General features: G+C 72.6%; 26 protein-coding genes. 17 read left to right on the top strand and 9 right to left on the bottom strand.

All coding sequences use genetic code 11. From position 1 onward, the window contains the following. The first annotated feature begins 78 nt into the window (after positions 1 to 78). Together ABD361_RS11740 and ABD361_RS11735 are read left to right on the top strand one after the other, a co-directional pair. Complete coding sequence (locus ABD361_RS11740) at positions 79 to 702, top strand: TetR/AcrR family transcriptional regulator (RefSeq protein ID WP_344434939.1); 624 nt, start codon at positions 79 to 81, stop codon at positions 700 to 702. Positions 703 to 766: 64 nt separating this feature from the next. Then, positions 767 to 1,084: a cupin domain-containing protein gene (locus ABD361_RS11735; protein ID WP_344434938.1), complete on the top strand. Its 318-nt coding sequence runs from the start codon at positions 767 to 769 to the stop codon at positions 1,082 to 1,084. 15 nt (positions 1,085 to 1,099) lie between these two features. On the opposite strand, the gene ABD361_RS11730 is transcribed toward ABD361_RS11735, so the two are convergent. Beyond that, positions 1,100 to 2,017 (bottom strand): DUF6891 domain-containing protein, encoded by a 918-nt coding sequence (locus ABD361_RS11730; RefSeq protein WP_344434971.1) that lies wholly within the window; start codon positions 2,015 to 2,017, stop codon positions 1,100 to 1,102. 137 nt (positions 2,018 to 2,154) lie between these two features. Here ABD361_RS11730 and ABD361_RS11725 point away from each other — a divergent pair, with 137 nt between their 5' ends. Then, positions 2,155 to 2,736, top strand: coding sequence for a hypothetical protein (locus tag ABD361_RS11725; protein ID WP_344434937.1), 582 nt, complete (start codon positions 2,155 to 2,157; stop codon positions 2,734 to 2,736). A gap of 61 nt (positions 2,737 to 2,797) precedes the next feature. Here ABD361_RS11725 and ABD361_RS11720 read toward each other — a convergent pair whose 3' ends face one another. Further along, positions 2,798 to 3,265, bottom strand: coding sequence for a hypothetical protein (locus tag ABD361_RS11720; protein WP_344434936.1), 468 nt, complete (start codon positions 3,263 to 3,265; stop codon positions 2,798 to 2,800). A gap of 230 nt (positions 3,266 to 3,495) precedes the next feature. On the opposite strand from ABD361_RS11720, the gene ABD361_RS11715 reads away from it, so the two are divergent. The 3 genes from ABD361_RS11715 to ABD361_RS11705 all read left to right on the top strand — a co-directional run bounded on the left by ABD361_RS11715 (position 3,496) and on the right by ABD361_RS11705 (position 5,471). Continuing rightward, entirely contained in the window at positions 3,496 to 4,122 is a 627-nt protein-coding gene (locus tag ABD361_RS11715; RefSeq protein ID WP_344434935.1) for a hypothetical protein, read from the top strand. A gap of 79 nt (positions 4,123 to 4,201) precedes the next feature. Then, positions 4,202 to 4,558: a histidine triad nucleotide-binding protein gene (locus ABD361_RS11710; RefSeq protein ID WP_344434934.1), complete on the top strand. Its 357-nt coding sequence runs from the start codon at positions 4,202 to 4,204 to the stop codon at positions 4,556 to 4,558. 4 nt (positions 4,559 to 4,562) lie between these two features. Then, on the top strand, positions 4,563 to 5,471 hold the full coding sequence (locus tag ABD361_RS11705; RefSeq protein ID WP_344434933.1) for a ribonuclease Z: 909 nt from the start codon (positions 4,563 to 4,565) through the stop codon (positions 5,469 to 5,471). Between the two features lies 1 nt (position 5,472). Here ABD361_RS11705 and ABD361_RS11700 read toward each other — a convergent pair whose 3' ends face one another. Beyond that, the gene (locus ABD361_RS11700) at positions 5,473 to 6,276 is read right to left on the bottom strand and encodes an HAD family acid phosphatase (protein WP_344434931.1); all 804 of its coding nucleotides are present in this window, start codon (positions 6,274 to 6,276) and stop codon (positions 5,473 to 5,475) included. 155 nt (positions 6,277 to 6,431) lie between these two features. Here ABD361_RS11700 and ABD361_RS11695 point away from each other — a divergent pair, with 155 nt between their 5' ends. After that, entirely contained in the window at positions 6,432 to 7,523 is a 1,092-nt protein-coding gene (locus tag ABD361_RS11695; protein ID WP_344434929.1) for an S-(hydroxymethyl)mycothiol dehydrogenase, read from the top strand. Between the two features lie 11 nt (positions 7,524 to 7,534). Here ABD361_RS11695 and bla read toward each other — a convergent pair whose 3' ends face one another. From bla to ABD361_RS11675, 4 genes are all read right to left on the bottom strand, one after another. Then, on the bottom strand, positions 7,535 to 8,434 hold the full coding sequence (bla, locus tag ABD361_RS11690) for a class A beta-lactamase (RefSeq protein WP_344434927.1): 900 nt from the start codon (positions 8,432 to 8,434) through the stop codon (positions 7,535 to 7,537). A 319-nt stretch (positions 8,435 to 8,753) separates the two neighbouring features. Then, positions 8,754 to 9,569 (bottom strand): polyphosphate polymerase domain-containing protein, encoded by an 816-nt coding sequence (locus ABD361_RS11685; RefSeq protein WP_344434926.1) that lies wholly within the window; start codon positions 9,567 to 9,569, stop codon positions 8,754 to 8,756. Next, positions 9,566 to 10,189 carry a DUF4956 domain-containing protein gene (locus tag ABD361_RS11680; protein ID WP_344434925.1) on the bottom strand — a complete coding sequence of 208 codons (624 nt, stop codon included), beginning with the start codon at positions 10,187 to 10,189 and terminating at the stop codon, positions 9,566 to 9,568. The genes ABD361_RS11685 and ABD361_RS11680 overlap by 4 nt, the downstream gene beginning before the upstream one ends. A 212-nt stretch (positions 10,190 to 10,401) precedes the next feature. Further along, complete coding sequence (locus tag ABD361_RS11675; RefSeq protein ID WP_344434923.1) at positions 10,402 to 11,724, bottom strand: 6-phospho-beta-glucosidase; 1,323 nt, start codon at positions 11,722 to 11,724, stop codon at positions 10,402 to 10,404. Positions 11,725 to 11,801: 77 nt separating this feature from the next. On the opposite strand from ABD361_RS11675, the gene ABD361_RS11670 reads away from it, so the two are divergent. From ABD361_RS11670 to era, 8 genes are all read left to right on the top strand, one after another. Next, positions 11,802 to 12,917 (top strand): PfkB family carbohydrate kinase, encoded by a 1,116-nt coding sequence (locus ABD361_RS11670; protein WP_344434921.1) that lies wholly within the window; start codon positions 11,802 to 11,804, stop codon positions 12,915 to 12,917. A gap of 104 nt (positions 12,918 to 13,021) precedes the next feature. Continuing rightward, positions 13,022 to 14,020, top strand: a complete 999-nt coding sequence (locus tag ABD361_RS11665) for a PhoH family protein (protein ID WP_344434920.1) — start codon at positions 13,022 to 13,024, stop codon at positions 14,018 to 14,020. A gap of 12 nt (positions 14,021 to 14,032) precedes the next feature. Beyond that, a complete protein-coding gene (gene ybeY, locus ABD361_RS11660) occupies positions 14,033 to 14,530 on the top strand; it encodes an rRNA maturation RNase YbeY (RefSeq protein WP_344434919.1) in 498 nt (165 codons plus the stop codon). Beyond that, on the top strand, positions 14,527 to 15,834 hold the full coding sequence (locus ABD361_RS11655; protein ID WP_344434917.1) for a hemolysin family protein: 1,308 nt from the start codon (positions 14,527 to 14,529) through the stop codon (positions 15,832 to 15,834). The genes ybeY and ABD361_RS11655 overlap by 4 nt, the downstream gene beginning before the upstream one ends. Positions 15,835 to 15,920: 86 nt before the next feature. After that, positions 15,921 to 16,331 (top strand): DoxX family protein, encoded by a 411-nt coding sequence (locus tag ABD361_RS11650; protein ID WP_344434916.1) that lies wholly within the window; start codon positions 15,921 to 15,923, stop codon positions 16,329 to 16,331. A 113-nt stretch (positions 16,332 to 16,444) separates the two neighbouring features. After that, a complete protein-coding gene (locus tag ABD361_RS11645) occupies positions 16,445 to 17,284 on the top strand; it encodes a helix-turn-helix transcriptional regulator (RefSeq protein WP_344434915.1) in 840 nt (279 codons plus the stop codon). Between the two features lie 34 nt (positions 17,285 to 17,318). After that, positions 17,319 to 17,666, top strand: coding sequence for a cytidine deaminase (locus tag ABD361_RS11640; protein ID WP_344434914.1), 348 nt, complete (start codon positions 17,319 to 17,321; stop codon positions 17,664 to 17,666). A gap of 69 nt (positions 17,667 to 17,735) precedes the next feature. Next, positions 17,736 to 18,677, top strand: a complete 942-nt coding sequence (era, locus tag ABD361_RS11635; RefSeq protein ID WP_344434913.1) for a GTPase Era — start codon at positions 17,736 to 17,738, stop codon at positions 18,675 to 18,677. 235 nt (positions 18,678 to 18,912) lie between these two features. Here era and ABD361_RS11630 read toward each other — a convergent pair whose 3' ends face one another. Together ABD361_RS11630 and ABD361_RS11625 are read right to left on the bottom strand one after the other, a co-directional pair. Beyond that, positions 18,913 to 19,179 (bottom strand): protealysin inhibitor emfourin, encoded by a 267-nt coding sequence (locus tag ABD361_RS11630; RefSeq protein ID WP_344434912.1) that lies wholly within the window; start codon positions 19,177 to 19,179, stop codon positions 18,913 to 18,915. A gap of 39 nt (positions 19,180 to 19,218) precedes the next feature. Beyond that, positions 19,219 to 20,286 carry a M4 family metallopeptidase gene (locus ABD361_RS11625; protein WP_344434911.1) on the bottom strand — a complete coding sequence of 356 codons (1,068 nt, stop codon included), beginning with the start codon at positions 20,284 to 20,286 and terminating at the stop codon, positions 19,219 to 19,221. A 300-nt stretch (positions 20,287 to 20,586) separates the two neighbouring features. On the opposite strand from ABD361_RS11625, the gene leuA reads away from it, so the two are divergent. Both leuA and ABD361_RS11615 read left to right on the top strand, forming a co-directional pair. Then, positions 20,587 to 22,374: a 2-isopropylmalate synthase gene (gene leuA, locus ABD361_RS11620; RefSeq protein WP_344434910.1), complete on the top strand. Its 1,788-nt coding sequence runs from the start codon at positions 20,587 to 20,589 to the stop codon at positions 22,372 to 22,374. A 141-nt stretch (positions 22,375 to 22,515) separates the two neighbouring features. Further along, positions 22,516 to 23,217: a TerB family tellurite resistance protein gene (locus ABD361_RS11615; protein ID WP_344434909.1), complete on the top strand. Its 702-nt coding sequence runs from the start codon at positions 22,516 to 22,518 to the stop codon at positions 23,215 to 23,217. Positions 23,218 to 23,227 lie beyond the last annotated feature (10 nt).

Below are 23,227 nucleotides of genomic sequence, written 5' to 3'. Positions count from 1 at the left end.
TCGGCTCGGCGACGGAGCCCGGAATATAGCAACCGATCGATCGGAAGTTAAAAGTTCGCGGCTCGGTACGATGACGTCATGAGCCCTCGCAACTCCTTCGCCGAAGCCCGCCGGACGCGGGAGCGCATCGTGGCGCGCGGCATCGCGATCGCCTCGGTCGACGGCCTGGAAGGGCTCACGATCGGGCGCCTGGCCACCGACCTCGGCATGAGCAAGGCCGGGGTCCTCGGCCACTTCGGCACCAAGGAAGCCCTGCAGCTCGCGACCCTGGACGGGGCCGCGGCCGCCTTCGCCCGCCTGGTGTGGGAGCCCGCGGCGCACGAGGAGCCGGGTCTGCCCCGGCTGCGCGCGGTCTGCGCGCGCTGGACGGGCTACCTGGAGGCCGGGCGGGAGATCTTCCCCGGCGGGTGCTTCTTCACCACGGCCTCCGTCGAGTTCGACGCCCGCGACGGTCACGTCCGCGACGCCGTCGCCCGCCTGCTCCGCGTCTGGCGCGGCCGCCTCGCCGCCGAGGTGCGCACGGCCGTCGCGGCCGGCGACCTGCCCCCGGACACCGACCCGGAGCAACTCGTCTACGAGCTCCTCGGCCTCCACATGGCCCTCAATCAGGAAACGCAGCTCTTCGCCGACCCCTCCGGCGCCGCCACCCGCACCCGCCGGGCCGTCGACCGCCTCCTCGCCCACCCCCCACGCCGCGCCTGACCCCGCGGCATCCTTTGCCGAACGGTCAGCCACCCGCGCCCGCCCCTCGCATAGCCTCGGCGGCATGCTCGATGCGAACGCGAACGTGATCAAACTCGACGACGAGGCCCGCGCGTTGCCCGGCGCGTGGCGCTCCTCCGTACTCGGCCGGGCCGGCACGGAGACGGTCGTCAAGGTCGTACGGATGGACGCAACGCCCCTCGCCGAGGAGCAGCACGAAACTCCCGAAGCGCTGATCGTCCTCGACGGACGGCTCCGGCTTCGCGTCGCCGGACGCCCCGTGGACGTCGGCGCCGGCGAGATGTACGTCGTCCCCGCGGCCACCCCGCACGCCGTACTGCCCGGCAGTCGCGGCACCCTGCTGATCGTGGAAGCCGCCTGACGGCCGTCGGAGGCGTCAGCCCACGAGGCGCTTGCGCCAGTCCAGGGGCGTGACGGTGATGGCCTGGCGTGCGTCCCCGTTCCACTGCGTTGCAAGGCCCGCCTCCGCGAGGGTGGCGACGACCTCGCGGCCGACGGCCGCCGTCGTCTCCGCCGACCCGTCGAACCCGCCGTACAGCAACGTCAGCCCGTGCCCGGCCGCGGCCGAATCCGTGCACTGGGAGTGGAAGTACACGAAGCCGCGGGCACCGGGCGCGGCCTCCGCGCCTATCTCCGCCTGGCCGCAGCTGCGGCAACAGGTGAAGTTCTCCCGGGCGGTGATGCCGGCGGCCTCCAGGGCCGTGAAGGCCCGAGTGAGGCGGTCAGGGTCCGTCTCGCCCTCCCAGGCGGCCTGCTCGGCGACGCGTTCCAGCCACAGCCGGTCGGCCAGCTGCCGCGCCTGGGCGGCCGAGACGGGCCGGCGGTCGCCGGAGACGAGGTAGTCCTCGGCGACCTCGGCCAGCTGCGCGCGCGTCGCGTAGCCGCCCGCCAGCACCTCGCGGACCCGCGCCTCCAGCTCGCCGCGCTCCTCCTCGTCGAGCGCGAGCGGCGGTACGGGCTCGGGTGCCGGCATGTCCAGCCGCACCCAGTCCGGCCCCGCGTCCCAGCCGTCCTGCTGCCGTGCCCAACCGGTCATGGCCGCGGCCACCGCTTCCGGCCCGCGCAGAACCGCTTGGTAATGCTGATCAGCCGCCCCGGCACGGTGTTCCACCATGTAGTCGCCGCCCGCCTCGTGCCACACCTGCATGAAGACGTCGGGCAGATCGGGAATCCTCTGCACGACCAGGAACCGGTCGCCCTCCCCGCCGATCCGGGCCACCAGCCCGGCGAGCTCCCCGGCGGTCGCCCGAACGTACCGGCGGCCGCCCTCCGTCTCCACGGTGATCGCAAGAATGCCCATGCCCGCACTCTCCCACGGGCCACTGACAACGGCGCCGCCCCGGCGGCTCAGCCCTTGACGGCCGCCGTCATCCGCTGCTGCCATGCCCATGACGTGGTCCAGCGGTCCAGCGGCCCAAGGGAGGAACCCGCATGGAGCTTCCGAGAACCACGACCACCGCCCCCCTGGGACGCCGGGCCTTCGCCGCCCGCGGGCTCGGCGCACTGGCGGGGCTCACCGCGGCCGTCGCCCTGACGTCCGTGACCGCAGCGCCGGCAGCACGCGCGAAGGGCCAGGCCGGCGCGGCGGCCCAGGGCAACTGGCGCTTCTGCACCAAGTGCTACGTCATGTTCTTCTGGGGCTTCTCCGACGACGGGCACTGTGCCGCGGGCGGCGCCCACACGCAGGCCGGCTACAACTTCGTCCTGCCCCACGACGTCCCCGAGACGGGCAACGCCCAGGCCAACTGGCGCTTCTGCAGCAAGTGCTACGGGCTCTTCTTCTTCGGCTACCCCAGCGGCGGCTGGTGTCCGACCGGCGGGTCGCACTACGCGGCCGGCTACAACTTCGTGATCCCGCACGACGTCGCCGAGACGCCCTCGGCCCAGGCGTACTGGCGGTTCTGCACCACCTGCTACGTCATGTTCTTCTGGGGCTACCCGGAAAAGGGCCGGTGTCCGAACGGCAATGGCCACAACGCCGCCGGATTCAACTTCGTCATCCCGCACACCTAGCCGCAGCGTCGTCCTCTTCCGCCACCCAGCAGCGGCGGAAGAGGGCGACGTACGTGCGTGCTCAGTGGTTCGTGCCGGACGCCCAGATCGCCTGGCTGCCGTCGTAGATCACCACGTTGCCGTCGTCCTGGACGACCAGGCGCGAGCCGGGGTGCCGGTCGGTGTTGGAGGCCCAGACGGCGCGGCCGGAGCGGGTGTAGACGACGAAGTTGCCGTCCGTCTGCAGGACGGCCCGCCAGCCCTGGTTCACCGTGTTGGAGGCCCAGCGGGCTCTGCCGAACTCGTCGTAGATGACGAGGTTGCCGTCGGTCTGCATGACCAGGGTCGCCGTGTCGGAGCTCACGGACTGGCCCCGTTCGAGGGCGAACGGCGCGTACAGCGTCCGGCTCGCCTTGATCTTCGCACCGGCCGCCGGGGCCTTGGCGGTGGTCGAGGGTGCCGCGGTCGCCGGGGCGGCCAGGGCCAGGGAGCCGGCGAGCGAGGCCGTCGCCAGCAGGGTGGTCAGGGCGGTGGTGATCCTCTTGCTCACGAAAGATCCTTCCGTCGGGCTTTCGTCGAGTCGTGCAGTCACCTGTGCGGTACGGACACTGGCACCCGCCTCCGCCGGGCGGGACGGCTTCGTACGGGTGTGACGCATTCGCATTCGTGTTTGGCCGAGAGTCCCGCGCCCCTTACGGGTCGAAGTCCCGCCCCAAAGGCGCCAGTTGTGCCCCAAGGCGTCCTTCCCCGGCCCCCGCTCGCAGTGGGACACTCTCCGCCATGGGTGCGTCGAGGCGCATACGTGGCATACGTGTACGGGAGTGGGGCGGCCCCGGCCGCCCCCGCCGCCCCCGCCTGCGGTACGGCGCCGGCTTCGGCGCCGCCGGCCTGGCCGCGGCGGCCGTGGTGGCGCTGGCCGGCTGCGAGCCGGCCGCCGGGCTCGACGCGGCGACCGTCGCCGCCGTCACCCAGCGCCAGGCGTCCCTGACGCTCGGCCGCGAGGGCGTCGCCGTGGCCTGGCTGACCTGCCGGGGCAAGGCCCAGGACGGCGGCACGGACATGGCGGGCTCGCCGCAGCCGGTGACGATCGTCGGCATCGACTGCGAGGGCGGTACGGACAAGGGCAGGCGGATCATCGTCTTCGGCACCGTCACCGGCGTGTCCGGCACCGCCTGCGTGCGCGGCCTGCTGACGGCCAATGTGGACGGCCGGACGGTCTTCCGGGTCAGCGTGCTCGGCGACTGCACCCGTACCGGCGCGGGCGGCGGCCCGTCCTCGTCCGTCCCCACGGCACCGCCGCCCGGCGTGCCCAAGCCCCCGCCGCCGCAGGGCGGTGGTACCCGGGGGCCCACCGTGCCGGCGCCCTCCCCGAGCTGCAGCAGCACGCCCATGCCCCGGGGCAAGTGACGGCCGGGTCGCGGCGGCCGTACGGACGGGCGGGTAACATCCGCACCGTAGGAGCCGACGACCCGGGAGGAGCCCACCGGTGGCGGGAGAACCGCAGGCGGACTGCCTGTTCTGCAAGATCGTCAAGGGGGAGGTGCCCGCGACGGTCGTCAAGGAGACGGCCACGACGCTCGCCTTCCGCGACATCAACCCGCAGGCGCCCGTGCACGTCCTGGTGATCCCCAAGGTGCACCACCCGGACGCCGCGTCCCTGGCCGCCGCCGAGCCGGCGATCGCCGCCGACGTGCTGCGCGAGGCCGGCGAGGTCGCCCTGCAGGAGAACGGGGACAGCGGCTTCCGCATCGTCTTCAACACCGGCGCGGGCGCCGGGCAGACCGTCTTCCACGCGCACGCGCACGTCCTGGGCGGGCGCGGCTTCAACTGGCCCCCCGGCTAAGCCCTTGTCCGTACGCGAACTGGTCGTCCTGGGCACCGCCAGCCAGGTGCCCACCCGGCACCGCAACCACAACGGCTACGTCCTGCTCTGGGACGGCGAGGGCATCCTCTTCGACCCGGGCGAGGGAACGCAGCGGCAGATGCTGCGCGCCCGGGTGGCCGCGCACGACCTCAACCGGATCTGCGTCACCCACTTCCACGGCGACCACTCGCTCGGTCTCGCCGGGGTGATCCAGCGCATCAACCTGGACCGGGTGCCGCACCCGGTCACCGCGCACTTCCCGGCCAGCGGCAAGCGCTTCTTCGAGCGGCTGCGCTACGCCACCGCCTACCGCGAGACGGTGGAGCTGGCGGAGGAGCCGGTGGCGGGCACCGGCGCGGTGCTCGCCGTCACGGGCTCGTACACCCTCGAAGCGCGCCGGCTCTCGCACCCCGTCGAGTCCTACGGCTACCGCCTCACCGAGCCCGACGGGCGCCGGATGCTGCCCGAGCGGCTGGCCGAGCACGGCATCGCCGGGCCGGACGTCGGCCGGCTGCAGCGCGAGGGCGAGGTCCGCGGGGTGACGCTGGACGAGGTGAGCGAGGTGCGGCGCGGGCAGCGCTTCGCGTTCGTGATGGACACCCGGCTGTGCCGGGGCGTGCACGAGCTGGCCGAGGGCTGCGACATGCTCGTCATCGAGTCGACGTTCACCGACGAGGACGAGGACCTGGCCACCGAGCACGGCCACCTGACGGCAGGCCAGGCCGCACGGGTGGCGGCGCAGGCAGGCGTACGGCACCTGGTGCTCACGCACTTCTCGCAGCGCTACGAGGACCCGGCGGTCTTCGAGCAGCAGGCCCGGGCGGCGGGCTTCGACGGCGAACTCACCGTCGCCCGGGACCTGATGCGCGTACCGGTGCCGAAGCGGCGGTGAGTTACGGCAGGTAGTACATCGGGTTCGGCAGCTTGTAGGTGCGCTCGGCGTGACCGCCCTGCAGGTCGCTGAACTGGTCGCCGAAGTTGGCGACGATGCGGTAGCCCTTGGACTCGATGTACGCGCGCGTGCCCGACTTGTACTCGACCGTGGTGCACTTGGCGCCGCAGGCCAGGTAGGCCGGCGGGGTCTTCTTGTTCTTCAGGAAGAAGTGCTCGGTGTCGGCGGCGGGCTTGTAGCCGGCGTTCTTGAGGTTGCGCACGCTCCAGTCGCGCTGGTGCTCGTCGCGACCGGTGACGAAGAAGACCTCGACGCCCTTGTCCTTGGCCCAGTTGACCAGCTGCGGCATGCCGAAGACCGGGCCCATGTCGGTGGACTTCAGGTACGCGTCCTGCGACTCGGGCGTGAAGTGGAAGCCCTGCTGCAGCTCGTAGTTGTACGTCAGCAGGGTGGTGTCGTCCACGTCCAGGACGATCGCGGGCTTCTTGGCGCCGTGCGCCTTGCCCTGGTTCTTGACGACCCGCTCCAGCTGGGCCTTCGCCTTGCGCTCGATGTCGGCCACCTGCTTGGCGTAGTTGCTCTCCGGCGAGGCGTAGTGCTGGCCGGAGGCGTCGACGGTGTCGCCGTAGTACGCCTTGATCTTGTCCTGGACCTGCGTGAGGTTCGGGATCTCCTTGTCCGAACGCGGCACCGCGTGGTCGGCGCTGGCGGCACCCGCCGTGTACAGGCCGGCCCCGGCGACGAGGGCGGCGGCGGTGGCGGCGGCCACGCGCACGCGCGTGGACTTCAGGGAGAGGGACGGCACGTTATGACTCCTGGGTAACAAGGAAACTCCCCGTGAAGCTAAGCGCTTGACCTGTGCTGGTCAAGGGCTCTCTACGCGCGAAGAAGACCGGGAGAAGATCGTCCGAGGGCGTACCGTGGGGAGCACCAGCAGCGACACGAAGGGTGGGGCTCGAGATGGCGCAGGAAGTACGAGCGGTCGTCGCACCGGGCAGGAACGAACCGGTGCGCGTGGAGACGATCGTCGTACCGGACCCGGGGCCGGGCGAGGCCCTGGTGAAGGTCCAGGCGTGCGGCGTGTGCCACACCGACCTGCACTACAAGCAGGGCGGCATCAACGACGACTTCCCCTTCCTCCTCGGCCACGAGGCGGCCGGCATCGTGGAGGCCGTCGGCGAGGGCGTCACCGAGGTCGCCCCCGGCGACTTCGTCGTCCTGAACTGGCGCGCGGTCTGCGGCCAGTGCCGCGCCTGCCTGCGCGGCCGCTCCCAGTACTGCTTCGCCACGCACAACGCGCGGCAGAAGATGACGCTGACCGACGGCACCGAGCTCGCCCCCGCCCTCGGCATCGGCGCCTTCGCCGAGAAGACCCTCGTGGCCGCCGGCCAGTGCACCAAGGTCGACCCCGCGGCCTCCCCGGCCGTCGCCGGCCTTCTCGGCTGCGGCGTCATGGCCGGCTTCGGCGCCGCCCTGAACACCGGCAACGTCGGCCGCGGCGACTCGGTCGCCGTCATCGGCTGCGGCGGCGTCGGCGACGCCGCCGTCGCCGGCGCCCGCCTCGCCGGCGCCGCGCGGATCATCGCCGTCGACATCGACGACCGCAAGCTCGACTGGGCCCGGCGCATGGGCGCCACCCACACGGTCAACTCCCGCGACAACGACCCCGTCGAGGCGATCCGCGAGCTCACCGGCGGCTTCGGCGCCGACGTGGTCATCGACGCCGTCGGCCGCCCCGAGACCTACAAGCAGGCCTTCTACGCCCGCGACCTCGCCGGCACCGTCGTCCTCGTCGGCGTCCCGACGCCCGAGATGCAGCTGGAGCTGCCGCTCCTCGACGTCTTCGGCCGCGGCGGCGCCCTGAAGTCCTCCTGGTACGGCGACTGCCTGCCCAGCCGCGACTTCCCCATGCTCATCGACCTGCACCTGCAGGGCCGGATCGACCTCGCCTCCTTCGTCACCGAGACCATCGGCCTCGGCGACGTCGAGAAGGCGTTCGAGCGCATGCACGAAGGGGACGTGCTGCGGTCCGTGGTGGTCTTCGAGGACTGACTGTGCTGCGGTCAGCCGAGGGTGTCGGCCAGGACGGCGACGGTCTGCGCGATCAGCTCGTCGTCGCCCTGCGCCTTCCGGTCGCGGGGATGCGTCGTCAGCACGGCCATCACGACCGGCGCACCCTGCGGCGTCCAGACGACACCGACGTCGTTGTTCGTCCCGTAGCTGCCGCCACCGGTCTTGTCGGCGACCCTCCAGCCGGCGGGAATGCCCTTGCGGAACCGCTTGTCGCTCGTGGTGTTGCCCAGCAGCCAGCCCATGAGCCGTCTGCGGTCCGCGGTGGCGAGCGCGTCGCCGAGCACCAGGCGGGCGTACGTGCGGCCGATGGCGTACGGGGTCGTGGTGTCCGTCACCCGGTCCGGCTCGGCGGTGTTCAGCGCGGGCTCCCACCGGTCGAGACGCGTGACACGGTCACCGAGCGAGCGCGCGAAACGCGTGACGGCCGCCGGGCCGCCGAGCTCGCGCAGCAGCAGATTGGCGGCGCAATTGTCGCTGAAGGAGATGGCGGCGGCGCACAGCTCCTCGACGGTCATGCCGTGCGCGATGTTCGCCGGCCTCTCGGTGATCTTCGAGTTCTCCGCGGCGATGACGTCCTGGGCGGTGTAGTGGATCCGCTTGGCCAGGAACTCGCCGTCACGGTCGAGATCGCGCAGCACGGCGGCGACGGCGAGCGTCTTGAACGTCGAGCACATCGGGAACAGCTCGTCGGCACTGTGCGCGACGGTGCGGCCGGTGCGGACGTTGTGGGCGTACACGCCGAGGCGCGCGCCGTGCGCGCGCTCCAATGCGGCGAGGCGGCGCGCGGCGTTGCCTCCGGCGGCGTGGGCCGTTCCGCTGCCGGCCAGGACGGTGGCCAGGGTGGCGCCTGCGCCGAGGGTGAGGACGTTGCGGCGGGTTATGGACGTCACTGCGGGTGCTTCCTCTCGCCGGGGGCTGTTCGGTGCGTGTTACACGTCCGGCTTTCCGCTTCTGGTTCCCCATGGCGCGCATTTGTCCCAATGGGGTGGGTGGCCCTGCGGGCGGCTGTTCCCCAGCCCCACCCTCTCCCCGTCTCCTAGCGGGGCTGCCGCCCCCTAGCACCCCCGGGACCGGGCTCCGCCCGGCGTCCTCAAACGCCGGACGGGCTGGATTCGGCACCCGCCGGTTTGTGGGCAATCGTGCCGCAGGGCGGCACGGGTGGGCACAAACCGGCCCACCGGGCAGCACCCCCCCCGGGAGACGGCGGCGTCACCCCGCCGCAAATGCGGCTCGTGCCGCGCGGCGCCAGCGGTTCGCGGGGAGGGTGGGCCGCAGGGCCGCCAGTGCCGCGCAGTACTTCGTGAAGACCGCCGGCCGCACCCCGTGCGCATGCAGCAACAGGTCCGCCTCCGTCAAGTGCCCCGCACTCTTCGTCTCGACGAGCACCAGCCCGCTGTCGCACCGCACCACCCGCCCGCCCCGCAGGTCCGTGCACACGAGCCCCGCGTCGCAGGTGATGCGTTCGCCGTCCGCGACCAGCGTCGTGCGCACGTAGTCGGTGCTGACCGACGGGCTGAGGGTCGCCGGGGCGGGGAAGCCGTAGGCCCGGGCCAGGGTGGTGTCGAGGAAGGCGCGGTGGGGGGCGTCCAGGGGGTGGCCGCCGGTGCCGATCGGCCGCCGGTGTTTGACCGTGTCGCCGCGCCGGCCCTTGAGCTTGAGTTCGAACTGCCGCTCACCGGAGTCCTCGTACACCCGTTCGCGGATCTTGAAGCGCAGCCGGCGTCCCTGGCGGTGATCGTGGAAGCTGCGCAGTCCGGGGGTGTCGTAGTAGACGGAGTGGTAGCGGAAGGCGCGGACGCCGTCGATGGTCAGGGCCCGGAAGGGGCCGCCGGCGCGCCGGGGGTCGGTGAGGCGGGCGGCCAGGCGGCAGAACGTTTCGGCGGGCACCAGGTAGCTGCGGTCGAAGCGCGTCAGCAGTTCGGCCCGCTCGTTGACCTCCGTCAGGGTTATGGGTGCCGCGGCGGCCGCGGCCGTGCCGATGGCACCCACAGCCCCGGTCCCGGCGACGGTTGCGGGTGCGCTCACGCCGCCTCCCAGGCCGGGGCGGACTGCGGGGTCACCTGCCGCGGGGTGGTGGGGGCGCCCGGTTCGAGGGCGCGGTAGCGGACGTCGACGACCATGAGGTCGCGGACGTAGTCGACCTCCATGACCGTCCAGTCCAGCGGTTCGCCGAGCCGCCGGGCGAGGTCGGCGCGCAGGGCGGCGGGGTCGCCGTGGACGGCGTCGAGGGTGACGAGGGTGCGGCGGGAACGGGCGTACAGCCGGGGGTGGTCGGCGCCGTAGACGACCAGCAGCAGGACGGCGGCCATGGCGGCGGCGATGCCCAGGGCGAGGTGCGGCAGGCCGCACACCAGGCCGAGGACGAGGGTGGTGAAGTAGTACGCCACCTCTTCGTGCTGCACGGCGTCCGAGCGCAGCCGGATGATGGACAGCACGCCGAAGAGCCCGAAGCCGAGCGCCAGGCCGCCGTTGCCGCTGAGTTCGCCGAGGGCCGCGACCACGGTGAACAGCGCGACGTTCAGGGCGAGGTAGGCGGGTACGAGGTCCCGGCGCCGGTGCCGCGGGTAGTAGATCGCGAAAGTCAGCAGGCATACGGCGACCAGGTCGAGCCCCAGGTGGGCGGCCAGGTGGCGCATGGATTCCATTGCTCCCTCTCTCTGCGCGCTCGGACGATCACAGACGTTGGGGAAACTGTGAGTGAAGCGGTGGACTCACTCGGGTGAACAATGCGAATCCTTGACGGAATCGGCCCCGAACTGACCGGAACCGGAAGCATCTCTTACGTAAATCACCTTGTTGCGCGGGCGGCGTCACCCGTGCAGCCGCATCCCGGCGGACGGAAGCGACGGACGGGGCGTCAGAAGCCGGCCCGCTCCAGGATGCGGGCCGCCACGGCCGGGGAGTCGACGAGCGGGTGCAGCGCCAGGGCGCGCAGCGCGGCGTCGCGGTCCTCGTGGACGGCGGCGTCGATCGTGGCCCGCTCGACGGCCTTCAGCTGCAGCATCAGGCCCAGCTGGTCCTCGCGCAGGGGGGCGCCCGGCAGGGGCTGCGCGCCCTTCGCGCTGACGTCGCACACCGTTTCGATGACGGCGTGCGCGTCGAGGGCCGGCACGGTCGAGCCGTTGGGGACGTTGAGGATCAGGCGGGTGTTCTCGTCGCCGGCGATGGCCCGCATCAGGGCGAGGGCCACTCGGTCGTAGCCGCCGCCGTCCAGGTCGCAGGAATCGCGCTGCCAGCCGCCGGAGGCCGCCCTGCTCTCCGCCATGTACGTCTCCTCGCGCTGCAGCCGGGCGTGCTGCCACAGCTCGTGCGCGCGGTGCGGCTCGGCGGTGGCCTGCGCGAAGAAGTCGCCCTGCTGGCGGTCGAGGAACTCCCCCCGGGTCTGCGGGGCCTCCCGCAGGGAGGCGAAGGTCTCGCGGCGGAAGTAGTAGTAGTGCAGGTATTCGTTGGGCAGCGCGCCCAGCGCCCGCAGCCAGCGCGACCCGAAGAGCTTGCCCTCCTCGAACGTGGCGAGCGCCGCCTCGTCGGCCAGCAGACCCGGCAGCAGGTCCTCGCCCCCGACCCGCAGGGACCGCAGCCAGCCCAGGTGGTTCAGGCCGATGTAGTCGAACTCCGCACCGGCCTGTTCGACCCCCAGCGCCCGGGCCGCCCGGCGCACCAGCCCCACGGGTGAATCGCAGATGCCGATGACGCGCTCACCCAGCACGGCGGACATCGCCTCGGTCACCATGCCGGCCGGGTTGGTGAAGTTGATGACCCAGGCGTCGGGCGCGACGGCGGCCACGCGTTCGGCGATGTCCATGGCCACCAGCACGGTCCGCAGCCCGTACAGCACCCCGCCCGCACCGACGGTCTCCTGGCCCAACACGCCCTCGGCCAGCGGGATCCGCTCGTCGAGCACGCGCCCGGCGGTGCCGCCCACCCGGATCGCGGAGAAGACGAAGTCCGCCCCGCGCAGCGCCTCGTCCAGGCTGCCGGCCAGCCGTACCGCGGGGGCGCCGGCCACGCCCGCGGCCTGGGTGCCCAGGACGGAGGCGATCACGGCCATGCGGGCGGAGTCGGTGTCGTACAGCACGAGTTCGGTGCAGCGGCCGGGCGCGTCCCGCCGGGCGTCGTCCAGCAGCGCGCGGTGCACCAGAGGCACTCTGAACCCGCCACCGCCGAGAATGGTCAGCCTCATGGGACGGAACGTACCTCAGCATCGGGCACACTGTGCGGAACCGCATTCGTGCATCCCGAGAGGAGCGGCGAGCGACCATGACGGTGCCCGGGCCCCACGAGTTCCGTCCGGAGCGGCCTGCCGCCCCCGTCCTCGACCCGCTCGCCGGGATCCGCGCCCCGGACGATCCGGCCACCGACGTCTACCTCACCGGCACCGTCTTCCTCGACATCATCTTCACCGGTCTGGACTCCGCCCCCGTGCGCGGCACCGAGTCCTGGGCCCGCGGCATGGGCTCCAGCCCAGGCGGCATCGCCAACATGGCCACCGCCCTGTCCCGGCTGGGCCTGCGCACCTCGCTCGCGGCCGCCTTCGGCGACGACATGTACGGCGAGTACTGCTGGGAGGCGCTCTCGCGCGGCGAGGGCATCGACCTGGGCCTGTCGCGCACCGTCCTCGGCTGGCACTCCCCGGTCACCGTCTCCATGGCCTACGAGGGCGAGCGCACGATGGTCTCCCACGGCCACGAGGCGCCGCCCGAGGAGCCCCCCGGCTGCCCGCCGCCCGCCCGCGCCTGCGTGGCCCTGCTGGAACCGGGGCGGCAGCAGGAGTGGATCGCCCGGGCCGCCCGCGCCGGCAGCCGGGTCTTCGCCGACGTCGGCTGGGACGAGTCCGGCCGCTGGGACCCGGCCGACCTGGACGGCCTGGAGCACTGCGAGGCGTTCCTGCCCAACGCCGAGGAGGCCATGCGCTACACCCGCACCGACTGCCCGCGCGCCGCCGCCCGGGCACTGGCGGAGAAGGTGCCGCTGGCCGTGGTGACCATGGGGGAGCGGGGCGCGTACGCCGTGGACGGGCGCACCGGCGAGAGCGCCGAGGTCCCGGCCATCGACGTGGAGGCCCTGGACCCCACCGGCGCCGGCGACGTCTTCGTGGCCGGCTTCGTCACCGGCACCCTCGCCGCGTGGCCGCTGGCCGACCGGCTGGCCTTCGCGGGGCTGACCGCGGCCCTGTCGGTGCAGGAGTTCGGCGGCTCGCTCTCCGCGCCCGGCTGGGTGGAGGTCGCCGCCTGGTGGCAGCACGTGCGCTCCTTCGACGACCAGTCCGCGGCCACCCTGCGCCGCTACGCCTTCCTCGACGACCTGCTGCCCGCGGCCCCACGCCCCTGGCCGCTGCGCCGGGCCGTGCCCACGCTGGGCTTCCGGCGCAGGTAAAAGCCCTTCGGCCCGCCGGCCGGGCCGTCGTACCCTTGAATTCCAGGGTTCTTCGGATACAGGAATGCAGGAAAGAGAGGGATGAGCAGGCCTAGAGCCGGCCCATGACTCAGACACCCACACGACCGCAGGCGAGCACGAGCATCACCGTCCCGGCCAAGCACCCCATGGTCACGGTCCTGGGCTCCGGGGACTCGCTCCTGCGCGTGATCGAGAAGGCGTTCCCGTCGACGGACATCCACGTCCGGGGGAACGAGATCAGCGCTACCGGGGACGAGCGGGAAGTCGCCCTCGTACAGCGCCTCTTCGCAGAGATGATGCTGGTGCTCCGCACGGGCGCACCGCTGACGGAGGACGCGGTGGAACGCTCGATCTCGATGCTGCGCGAGGAGAACGCGGGGGCCGCGGTCGAGGCCCCGTCCGACGTCCTCACCCAGAACATCCTCTCCAACCGCGGCCGCACCATCCGCCCCAAGACGCTCAACCAGAAGCGCTACGTCGACGCGATCGACAAGCACACCGTCGTCTTCGGCATCGGCCCCGCCGGCACCGGCAAGACCTACCTGGCCATGGCCAAGGCCGTGCAGGCCCTGCAGTCCAAGCAGGTCACGCGGATCATCCTCACCCGCCCCGCCGTCGAGGCCGGCGAGCGGCTCGGCTTCCTGCCCGGCACGCTCTACGAGAAGATCGACCCCTACCTGCGCCCGCTGTACGACGCGCTGCACGACATGCTCGACCCCGACTCCATCCCGCGCCTGATGGCCGCCGGGACGATCGAGGTCGCGCCGCTGGCGTACATGCGCGGCCGGACGCTCAACGACGCGTTCATCATCCTCGACGAGGCGCAGAACACGAACCCCGAGCAGATGAAGATGTTCCTCACCCGGCTCGGCTTCGACTCCAAGATCGTCATCACCGGTGACATCACCCAGGTCGACCTGCCCGGCGGCACCAAGAGCGGTCTGCGCCAGGTGCGCGAGATCCTCGACGGCGTGCCCGACGTGCACTTCTCCATGCTCACCAGCCAGGACGTCGTCCGGCACAAGCTCGTCGGCCGTATTGTCGACGCGTACGAGAAGTACGACAGCCGCAACGGAAAGTAAACCGCGAAACCCATGGCCATCGACGTCAACAACGAATCCGGCACGGAGGTCGACGAGCAGGCGATCCTCGACGTCGCCCGCTACGCCCTCAACCGGATGCGCATCCACCCGCTCTCCGAGCTCTCGGTCATCGTCGTCGACGCCGAGGCCATGGAACAGCTGCACATCCAGTGGATGGACCTGCCCGGCCCCACGGACGTGATGTCCTTCCCGATGGACGAGCTGCGCCCGCCGGCCAAGGACGACGACGAGCCGCCGCAGGGCCTCCTCGGCGACATCGTCCTGTGCCCGGAGGTCGCCAAGAAGCAGGGCGAGGAGGCGCCGACCGGGCACTCCATGGACGAGGAGCTGCAGCTGCTGACCGTCCACGGCGTGCTGCACCTCCTCGGCTACGACCACGAGGAGCCCGACGAGAAGGCCGAGATGTTCGGCCTCCAGGCGGCGATCATCGACGGCTGGCGCGCCGAGCACGGCCTGACGGGACCCTCCCCGGCGCCCACGTTCACGTGACCGGCCGCCTGATCGCCGCGGCGGTCCTGCTGCTGGTCGTCGCCTGGCTCGCCGCCTGCGCCGAGGCCGGCCTCGCCCGGACCACCCGGTTCCGGGCCGAGGAGGCCGTCCGGCTCGGGCGGCGCGGCAGCGCCCGGCTCATGGCCGTCGCCGCCGACCCCACCCGCTACCTCAACGTCGCCCTGCTGGTGCGCGTCGCCTGCGAGATGGCGGCGGGCGTCTTCGTCACGTACGTCTGCCTGGAGTCCTTCGACGCCACCTGGCAGGCGCTGACCGTCGCCATCGCCGTCATGGTGCTGGTCTCCTACGTCGCCGTCGGCGTCTCCCCGCGCACCATCGGCCGCCAGCACCCCCTCGGCACCGCCACGGCCGCCGCGTACGTGCTGCTGCCGCTGGCCCGCGTCATGGGCCCGGTGCCGAGGCTGCTGATCCTCCTGGGCAACGCGCTCACCCCCGGCAAGGGCTTCCGCATGGGTCCCTTCGCCTCCGAGGCCGAGCTGCGGGCCATGGTCGACCTCGCCGAGAAGGAGTCCCTCATCGAGGACGAGGAGCGCCGCATGGTGCACTCCGTCTTCGAGCTCGGCGACACCCTCGTACGCGAGGTCATGGTGCCGCGCACCGACCTGGTGGTCATCGAGCGCGGCAAGACCATCCGGCAGGCCCTGACCCTCGCCCTGCGCTCCGGCTTCTCCCGGATACCGGTCACCGGCGAGAACGAGGACGACGTCGTCGGCATCGTCTACCTCAAGGACCTCGTCCGCAGGACGCACATCAACCGCGAGGCCGAGAGCGAGCTGGTCTCCACCGCCATGCGGCCGGCCGTCTTCGTCCCCGACACCAAGAACGCCGGCGACCTGCTGCGCGAGATGCAGCAGCAGCGCACCCACTGCGCCGTCGTCATCGACGAGTACGGCGGCACGGCCGGCATCGTCACCATCGAGGACATCCTCGAGGAGATCGTCGGCGAGATCACCGACGAGTACGACCGGGAGCTGCCGCCCGTCGAGGAGCTCGGCGAGGGCCGCTACCGTGTCACCGCCCGCCTCGACCTCGGCGACCTCGGCGAGCTCTACGGCCTGGAACACCTGGACGACGAGGACGTCGAGACCGTCGGCGGCCTGCTGGCCAAGTCCCTGGGCCGGGTGCCCATCGCCGGCGCCACGGCGGAGGTCCCCGTCGGGGAGCGGGGCATCGACCCCGCCCTGCAGGGCCTGCGCCTGACCGCCGAGGCCCCGGCCGGCCGGCGCAACCGCATCGTCACGGTGCTGGTGGAGCCGGTGCGGGAGGCGTCGGAGGACGCCTGAGCGGGGCGAGCGGGCCGAGCGGGCTGAGTGGGCGAACCTTGCGGGGCCGGGGCATCCCCCCGGCCCCGCGCGGGAAGGCCGTGAGCGTGGCAATCGTCCGGAGCCTCGCCCGTCCCCTCCTCGCGTCCGTCTTCGTCACCAGCGGCCTGCAGACCGTCCGCCACCCCGAGGCCCTCGCGGCCCTCGCGGCGCCGGTGGCCCTGCCCATCGCCCGACGGGTGCCGGGGCTGCCGCGCGACGCCCGGGCGCTGGTCCGGCTGAACGGCGCCGTCCATCTCGGCGCCGGCGCGGCCCTGGCCTGCGGCGTCCTGCCGCGCGTGTCGGCCCTGGTGCTCGCCGCCAGCCTGGTGCCGACGACGCTGGCCGGTCACGCCTTCTGGAAGGAGACGGACCCGGGCCGGCGAATGCAGCACCGGGCGGCGTTCTACGGCAACGTCTCGGTCATGGGCGGCCTGCTGCTGGCGGCCGTGGACCGGCGGCACCGCCGCAGGAGGTGAAGGCAACGCGCCTTATCGTGGGGGCCGTACCGCCACGCAGGGCCGCCTCCGGCGGGGGAAGAGGGGGAGAGTTGACGGCCGTACGCCGACGCCACGAGTTGCGAGAGTTTCTGATGAGCCGTCGGGCCCGGGTGTCCCCGGCCGACGTGGGCCTGCCCGACGGCGGGGGCCGGCGCCGCACGCCGGGGCTGCGCCGGGAGGAGGTCGCGGTCCTCGCCGGGGTCGGCGCCTCCTGGTACCAGTGGCTGGAGCAGGGCCGCGACATCACCGTCTCGCCCCAGGTGCTCGACGCCGTCGCCCGGGTGCTGCGCCTGGACCACCCCGAGCGCCGCCACCTGTACGTCCTGGCCGGGCTCAACCCGCCGCTGCCCGAGCCCGCACCCACCGACGACCCCGAGTACCTGTGCGACGGGCTGCGCCGGCTCATCGACGCCTGGCTGCCCTCGCCGGCGCACATCATGGACCCGTACTGGAACCTGGTGGCCTACAACGAGTCCGCCACCCTCGTCCTGGGCTTCCGGGAGCAGACCCGGCAGAACTGCCTGATCGACTTCTTCACCGACCCCGTCTACCGCTCCCGCGCCGGCAACTGGGAGGCCAACGCGGTCAGGGTCGTCGCCCAGTACCGGGCGGCCTGCTCCGAACGGCCCGGGGACGAGGGCTTCGAGGCGGTGGTGGCCGAGGTGGCCGAGGCCAGCGAGGAGTTCCGGCAGCTGTGGGCACGCGGCGACGTGCAGCCCGGGGGACTGCTGATCAAGGAGGTCCACCACCCGGTGGCCGGCACCCTGTACCTGGAGAGCGCCCAGCTGCGCGTACCGGCCCGCCCCGACCTGACCATCGTCCTGCACAACCCCGTGCCCGACACCGGCACCGCCGAGAAGGTGGCCCGGCTGTGCACGCCGGAGGGCCGGCGCGCGACCATGTACGCCCTGGCGGACGCGGCCACCGGCTGATCGGCGCCGGGCGCCCCGCGCCTATGCTCCAGGCATGACGGAGACCCTGTACCCCGAAGACCGCAAGCTGATCACGCTCGCCCGGGCCACCCGGGCCCGCAACGCCGTCGCCGAGGGCGCGGCCGTGCGCGACGAGACCGGCCGTACGTACGTCGCCGGCACCGTCGACCTGCCGTCCCTGCGGCTGAGCGCCCTGCAGACGGCCGTGGCCATGGCCGTGGCCAGCGGGGCGAAGTCCCTGGAGGCCGCGGCGGTGGTCTCCGAGGCCGGGGCCGTCACCGACGCCGACCGGGCCGCCGTGGGCGACCTGGGCGGGCCGCGGACGCCCGTGCTGCTGGCCGGGCCCGACGGCACCCCCGGGCCCGTGGTCAGCGCGGGCTAGCCCGGCGCCGGCCCGGCCCGCGGGCGGCTCTGGTCGGAGGGAAGCGGGGAATCGGGGAGAATGTGAGGCATGGACAACGCCGCCTCCCCCTCCCAGGCCCCCCACCGCGCGGGCTTCGCGTGCTTCGTCGGCCGCCCCAACGCGGGCAAGTCGACCCTGACCAACGCACTGGTGGGGACGAAGGTCGCGATCACCTCCAACCGCCCGCAGACCACCCGGCACACCGTGCGCGGCATCGTGCACCGCCCCGACGCCCAGCTGGTCCTGGTGGACACCCCCGGCCTGCACAAGCCGCGCACCCTGCTGGGCGAGCGGCTCAACGACGTCGTCCGGACCACCTGGGCCGAGGTCGACGTGATCGGCTTCTGCCTGCCGGCGGACCAGAAGATCGGCCCCGGCGACCGCTTCATCGCGGGCGAGCTGGCCGGCATCAAGAAGACCCCCAAGATCGCCATCGTCACCAAGACCGACCTGGTCGACTCCAAGACCCTCGCCGAGCAGCTGATCGCCATCCAGCAGCTGGGCGAGGAGCTGGGCATCCAGTGGGCGCAGATCGTCCCGGTCTCGGCCGTGGGCGACAAGCAGGTCGCGCTGCTGGCGGACCTGATCGCGCCGATGCTGCCGGAGAGCCCGCCGCTGTACCCCGAGGGCGACCTCACCGACGAGCCCGAGCAGGTCATGGTCGCGGAACTGATCCGCGAGGCGGCCCTCGAAGGCGTCCGCGACGAGCTGCCGCACTCCATCGCCGTCGTGGTCGAGGAGATGATCCCCCGCGAGGACCGCCCCAAGGACAAGCCGCTGCTGGACATCCACGCCAACGTCTACATCGAGCGCCCCAGCCAGAAGGGCATCATCATCGGCCCCAAGGGCGCGCGCCTGAAGGAGGTCGGCATGAAGTCCCGCAAGCACATCGAGGCGCTGCTGGGCACGCCGGTGTTCCTCGACCTGCACGTGAAGGTGGCGAAGGACTGGCAGCGCGACCCGAAGCAGCTGCGGAAGCTGGGCTTCTAGGCACTGCGGGGCCCCCGAAGGGGCGCGGGGCAGTGTCGATCTGCGGCTGCCGCCGCGTGGGCGCGAGCAGCCAGAGACGGCCCGCAGCCGAGGCACCCCCGGCGAGATCCGGGCGCAGCACGGCACTCTGTCTGCGGGCGCGTCGTGGCTTGTCGCGCAGTTCCCCGCGCCCCTTACGGGGCGCCGTGGCACCGCGTGACGCAGATCCCCGCCGGACAGGCCCTAGGGGGAGCGCTCAGGCGCCTTCCTTCAGCACCGTGCGGATCAGCTCCCGCTGCTCCGACGTGAGGTGCGGGTCCGCGAGGTGGACCGAACGGCCGTTCACCTTGATCTCGTAGTGGAAGGCGTCCGGTACGCCCCGTGCGGGCGCCTCGCGCCCCGGCGCGAGGGCGCGGTGCGCCAGGGCCTCGAGGTGCGTCGCGTCGGGCCGGCCGCAGGTGTCCAGCTCGGCCCGGCGCTCGATGCCGGCATAGCCGCCGGTGCGGGTGATGGCGATACGCATGCTTGACGCCTACCCCGTCCGCGGCGGTCCAGGCCGTCTCTACGCGGTGGGAACCCCCACCTGGCTCCAGGCCTTGAGCACGGCCTGGACGGCGTCCCCCTCGCCGTACAGCGTCCGCGCCGAGGCCACCGTCAGCCGGGCGAACGCGGCGAAGTCCGCGTCGGAGGCCAGCTCGCCGCCGGTCAGCGTCTGGTACCAGATGCGCCCGGCGCGCTCCCACGCATTGCTGCCGAGGGCGGTGGCCAGCAGGTAGAAGGCGTGGTTCGGGATGCCCGAGTTGATGTGGACGCCGCCGTTGTCCCGGCTGGTGCGGACGTAGCCGGCCATGGTGGCCGGCTGCGGGTCCGTGCCGAGGACGTCGTCCTGGTAGGCGGTGCCCGGCGCCTTCATCGAGCGCAGCGCGGCGCCCCGGTCCACGCCCGGGCCGAGCAGCCCGGCGCCGATGAGCCAGTCGGCCTGCGCGGCGCTCTGGCCGAGGGCGTACTGCTTGATCAGCGAGCCGAAGACGTCGGAGACCGACTCGTTGAGCGCGCCCGACTGGCCGTAGTACTCCAGGTTGGCCGTGTGCTGGGTCACGCCGTGGGTCAGCTCGTGGCCGATGACGTCCACGGGGATGGTGAAGTCGAGGAAGAGGTCGCCGTCGCCGTCGCCGAAGACCATCTGCTCGCCGTCCCAGAAGGCGTTGTCGTAGCCCTCCCCGTAGTGGACGCTGGCGTTCAGCGGCATTCCGGCGCCGTCGATGGAGTGCCGGCCGTACACCTTGAAGTACAGGTCGAAGGTGGCGCCGAGCCCGGCGTGGGCGCGGTTGACGGTGGCGTCCTTGGCCGGGCCCTCGCTCTCGGCGTGCACCTTCGCGCCCGGCAGGGTGTTGCCGTGCCGCGCGTCGTAGATGGTCCGCTGCGGACGGTCGGACGCGGCCCCCGCCGCCGCGCCCGACACGGTGCGGGCTGCCGTGACGCGGCGCCGTGTGCGCAGCGCGCCGTCGTGCTCCAGGGTGCGGCGGGCGGGCTCGTAGTGGCGGGGGTCCTCGGACTCGGCGAGCCGGTCGAGCACGTGCGGCGGGACGATGCCGCAGAAGACCCCGTGCTTCTGGTTCCGGGTAGTCATGGGCCGAATCTGGCACCGGCTCCCCGCCTTGTCAGCGACCGGTGCGCGGATTGACACAAACGAGTGGCCGGGTTCCGGTGCGGCCCGCCCGCATCCCGCATGCTGGAACGCCCCTGCCCGGCCCCCGGCGGCTCGGCTAGTGTGCTGTGCACCATGCGTGACGTGCTGCTTCTTCTTAGCTGCCGCGGCGAGGGTCCGTAGCGAAGGCCGACCCCCTCCCCGCGGAGTCCGGTGCTGCCCGTGCCTCGTCGCCAGCAGCCCCGTCGGCCGTCCGCGTGACTTCCGAGGAGCCTTCCGCAGATGCCCCAGAACGCTCAGAACCCTCAGAGCGCCGATTCCGTCGGCCGACCCACGCCCGTCACCGCCGCCACCGTCACCCAGCGGCCCTCCGGGATGCCGGTGCACAAGTACCGCCCGTACGAGGCCGTCGACCTGCCCGACCGCACCTGGCCCGACCGGCGCATCACCGCGGCGCCCCGCTGGCTGTCGACCGACCTGCGCGACGGCAACCAGGCGCTGATCGACCCGATGTCGCCCGCCCGCAAGCGGGAGATGTTCGACCTGCTGGTGCGCATGGGCTACAAGGAGATCGAGGTCGGCTTCCCCTCCTCCGGGGCGACGGACTTCGAGTTCGTCCGCTCGATCATCGAGGAGGGCGCGATCCCCGAGGACGTGACGATCTCCGTCCTCACCCAGGCCCGCGAGGAGCTGATCGAGCGGACGGTGGAGTCGCTGCGCGGCGCCCACCGCGCCACCGTGCACCTGTACAACGCCACCGCGCCGGTCTTCCGCCGCGTGGTCTTCCGCGGCTCGCGCGAGCAGGTCAAGCAGATCGCCGTCGACGGCACCCGGCTGGTCATGGAGTACGCGGAGAAGATCCTCGGCGACGAGACCGTCTTCGGCTACCAGTACAGCCCGGAGATCTTCACCGACACCGAGCTGGACTTCGCACTGGAGGTCTGCGAGGGCGTCATGGACGTCTGGCAGCCCGAGGCCGGCCGCGAGATCATCCTGAACCTGCCGGCCACCGTCGAGCGCTCCACGCCCTCCACGCACGCCGACCGCTTCGAGTGGATGTCGCGGCACCTCTCGCGCCGCGCATTCGTCTGCCTGTCCGCCCACCCGCACAACGACCGCGGCACCGCGGTCGCCGCCGCCGAGCTGGCGGTCATGGCCGGCGCCGACCGCGTCGAGGGCTGCCTGTTCGGCCAGGGCGAGCGCACCGGCAACGTCGACCTGGTCACCCTCGGCATGAACCTGTTCTCCCAGGGCGTCGACCCGCAGATCGACTTCTCGCAGATCGACGAGATCCGCCGCACCGCCGAGTACTGCAACCAGATGGAGGTCCACCCGCGCCACCCGTACGCGGGCGACCTGGTCTACACCGCCTTCTCCGGCTCCCACCAGGACGCCATCAAGAAGGGCTTCGAGGCGATGGAGGCCGACGCGGCCGCCGCCGGAGCGAGTGTCGACGCCATCGAGTGGGCCGTGCCGTACCTGCCGATCGACCCCAAGGACGTCGGCCGTTCGTACGAGGCCGTCATCCGCGTCAACTCGCAGTCCGGCAAGGGCGGCATCGCCTACGTCCTGAAGAACGACCACAAGCTGGACCTGCCGCGCCGGATGCAGATCGAGTTCTCGAAGATCATCCAGAACAAGACCGACGCCGAGGGCGGCGAGGTCACCCCGCAGGAGATCTGGTCGGTCTTCCAGGACGAGTACCTGCCGACCGCCGGCAACCCGTGGGGCCGCATCGCCCTGCTCGGCACCCACACCTCCACCACCAGCGAGGGCCGCGACGCGCTGACCGTCGAGGCGGTCGTCGACGGTACGCGGACGACCCTGACCGGCACCGGCAACGGCCCGATCTCCGCCTTCTTCGACGCGCTCGCCGCCATCGGCGTCGACGCCCGGCTGCTGGACTACACCGAGCACACCATGAGCGAGGGCGCCAGCGCCCAGGCCGCCTCGTACATCGAGTGCGTGATCGACGGCCGGGTGCTGTGGGGCATCGGCATCGACCCCAACACCACCCGCGCCTCGATCAAGGCCGTCGTCTCGGCGGTCAACCGCGCGTACCGCGGTTGACCACATCCGGTGGGCCCGGCGGCCGCCGCACCCCCGCGGCGGCCGCGGCCGGACGGCCGAGGTACTGACGCCGCATCAACGATGTGGCTAACATCACGTCAACGCGGCGACGAGGCCGTGGCGTTATGGAGGTGCGCCGTGATGCACGCGCAAGGCCGACACAGCCCGGACCGGTGTGTGGTGGGCGTACGCACCGTATGGCGCACCGTGGGAGACGGCGAGTTCTTCTGCCCCGGTTGCGGCGGCGACCGCAACTACCACCGCCGCACCGGCCGGCGCCGCCTCGTCGTCCTCGGCGTCCCCCTGCTCCCGCGCGGGCAGGCCGGGCCCATCGTGGAATGCACCGCCTGCCGCGGCCGCTACGCCATGGACGTCCTCGACCACCCCACCACCACCCGCTTCTCCGCGATGCTGCGCGACGCCGTGCACACCGTCGCCCTGGCCGTTCTGGCCGCCGGCGGCACCCAGGCCCACACCGTGCGGCGCGCCGCCGTGGGGGCGGTGCGGGCGGCGGGCTTCGCCGACTGCAGCGAGGAGCAGCTCGTCACCCTCATCGAGGCCCTGGCCGCCGACACGGGCCGCTACGCGGCCCCGCCGGCCGGCGGCTTCGACAGCCGCGGCACGGCGCTGGTCATCGAGCTCCACGAGGCCCTGGAACCGCTCGCCCCGCACCTGGCCCCGGCCGGCCGCGAGGCCATCCTCCTCCAGGGCGCCCGCATCGCCCTGGCCGACGGCCCCTACCGCCCTGCCGAACGCGAGGTCCTCGCCACGGTGGGCCGCGCCCTGATGCTGGGCCCCGAAGCCACCGACCGCCTCCTGGCGGCGGCCCGCACGCCGTCGTAGGCGGCCGCCC

It is taken from the genome of Streptomyces luteosporeus, assembly GCF_039532865.1.
Lineage (GTDB): Bacteria > Actinomycetota > Actinomycetes > Streptomycetales > Streptomycetaceae > Streptomyces > Streptomyces luteosporeus.
This window is presented reverse-complemented; position numbering and strand designations above follow the sequence as displayed.

Bases quoted from the DNA above. Each gene is read 5' to 3' on its own strand.
- era (WP_344434913.1), top strand. From the start codon at position 17,736: ATGGACAACGCCGCCTCCCCCTCCCAGGCCCCCCACCGCGCGGGCTTC.
- ABD361_RS11640 (WP_344434914.1), top strand. From the start codon at position 17,319: ATGACGGAGACCCTGTACCCCGAAGACCGCAAGCTGATCACGCTCGCC.
- ABD361_RS11670 (WP_344434921.1), top strand. From the start codon at position 11,802: ATGACGGTGCCCGGGCCCCACGAGTTCCGTCCGGAGCGGCCTGCCGCC.
- ABD361_RS11695 (WP_344434929.1), top strand. From the start codon at position 6,432: ATGGCGCAGGAAGTACGAGCGGTCGTCGCACCGGGCAGGAACGAACCG.
- ABD361_RS11625 (WP_344434911.1), bottom strand. From the start codon at position 20,286: ATGACTACCCGGAACCAGAAGCACGGGGTCTTCTGCGGCATCGTCCCG.
- ABD361_RS11725 (WP_344434937.1), top strand. From the start codon at position 2,155: ATGGAGCTTCCGAGAACCACGACCACCGCCCCCCTGGGACGCCGGGCC.
- ybeY (WP_344434919.1), top strand. From the start codon at position 14,033: ATGGCCATCGACGTCAACAACGAATCCGGCACGGAGGTCGACGAGCAG.
- ABD361_RS11645 (WP_344434915.1), top strand. From the start codon at position 16,445: ATGAGCCGTCGGGCCCGGGTGTCCCCGGCCGACGTGGGCCTGCCCGAC.
- ABD361_RS11740 (WP_344434939.1), top strand. From the start codon at position 79: ATGAGCCCTCGCAACTCCTTCGCCGAAGCCCGCCGGACGCGGGAGCGC.
- ABD361_RS11735 (WP_344434938.1), top strand. From the start codon at position 767: ATGCTCGATGCGAACGCGAACGTGATCAAACTCGACGACGAGGCCCGC.
- ABD361_RS11680 (WP_344434925.1), bottom strand. From the start codon at position 10,189: ATGGAATCCATGCGCCACCTGGCCGCCCACCTGGGGCTCGACCTGGTC.
- ABD361_RS11665 (WP_344434920.1), top strand. From the start codon at position 13,022: ATGACTCAGACACCCACACGACCGCAGGCGAGCACGAGCATCACCGTC.
- ABD361_RS11630 (WP_344434912.1), bottom strand. From the start codon at position 19,179: ATGCGTATCGCCATCACCCGCACCGGCGGCTATGCCGGCATCGAGCGC.
- ABD361_RS11615 (WP_344434909.1), top strand. From the start codon at position 22,516: ATGCACGCGCAAGGCCGACACAGCCCGGACCGGTGTGTGGTGGGCGTA.
- ABD361_RS11675 (WP_344434923.1), bottom strand. From the start codon at position 11,724: ATGAGGCTGACCATTCTCGGCGGTGGCGGGTTCAGAGTGCCTCTGGTG.
- leuA (WP_344434910.1), top strand. From the start codon at position 20,587: ATGCCCCAGAACGCTCAGAACCCTCAGAGCGCCGATTCCGTCGGCCGA.
- ABD361_RS11715 (WP_344434935.1), top strand. From the start codon at position 3,496: ATGGGTGCGTCGAGGCGCATACGTGGCATACGTGTACGGGAGTGGGGC.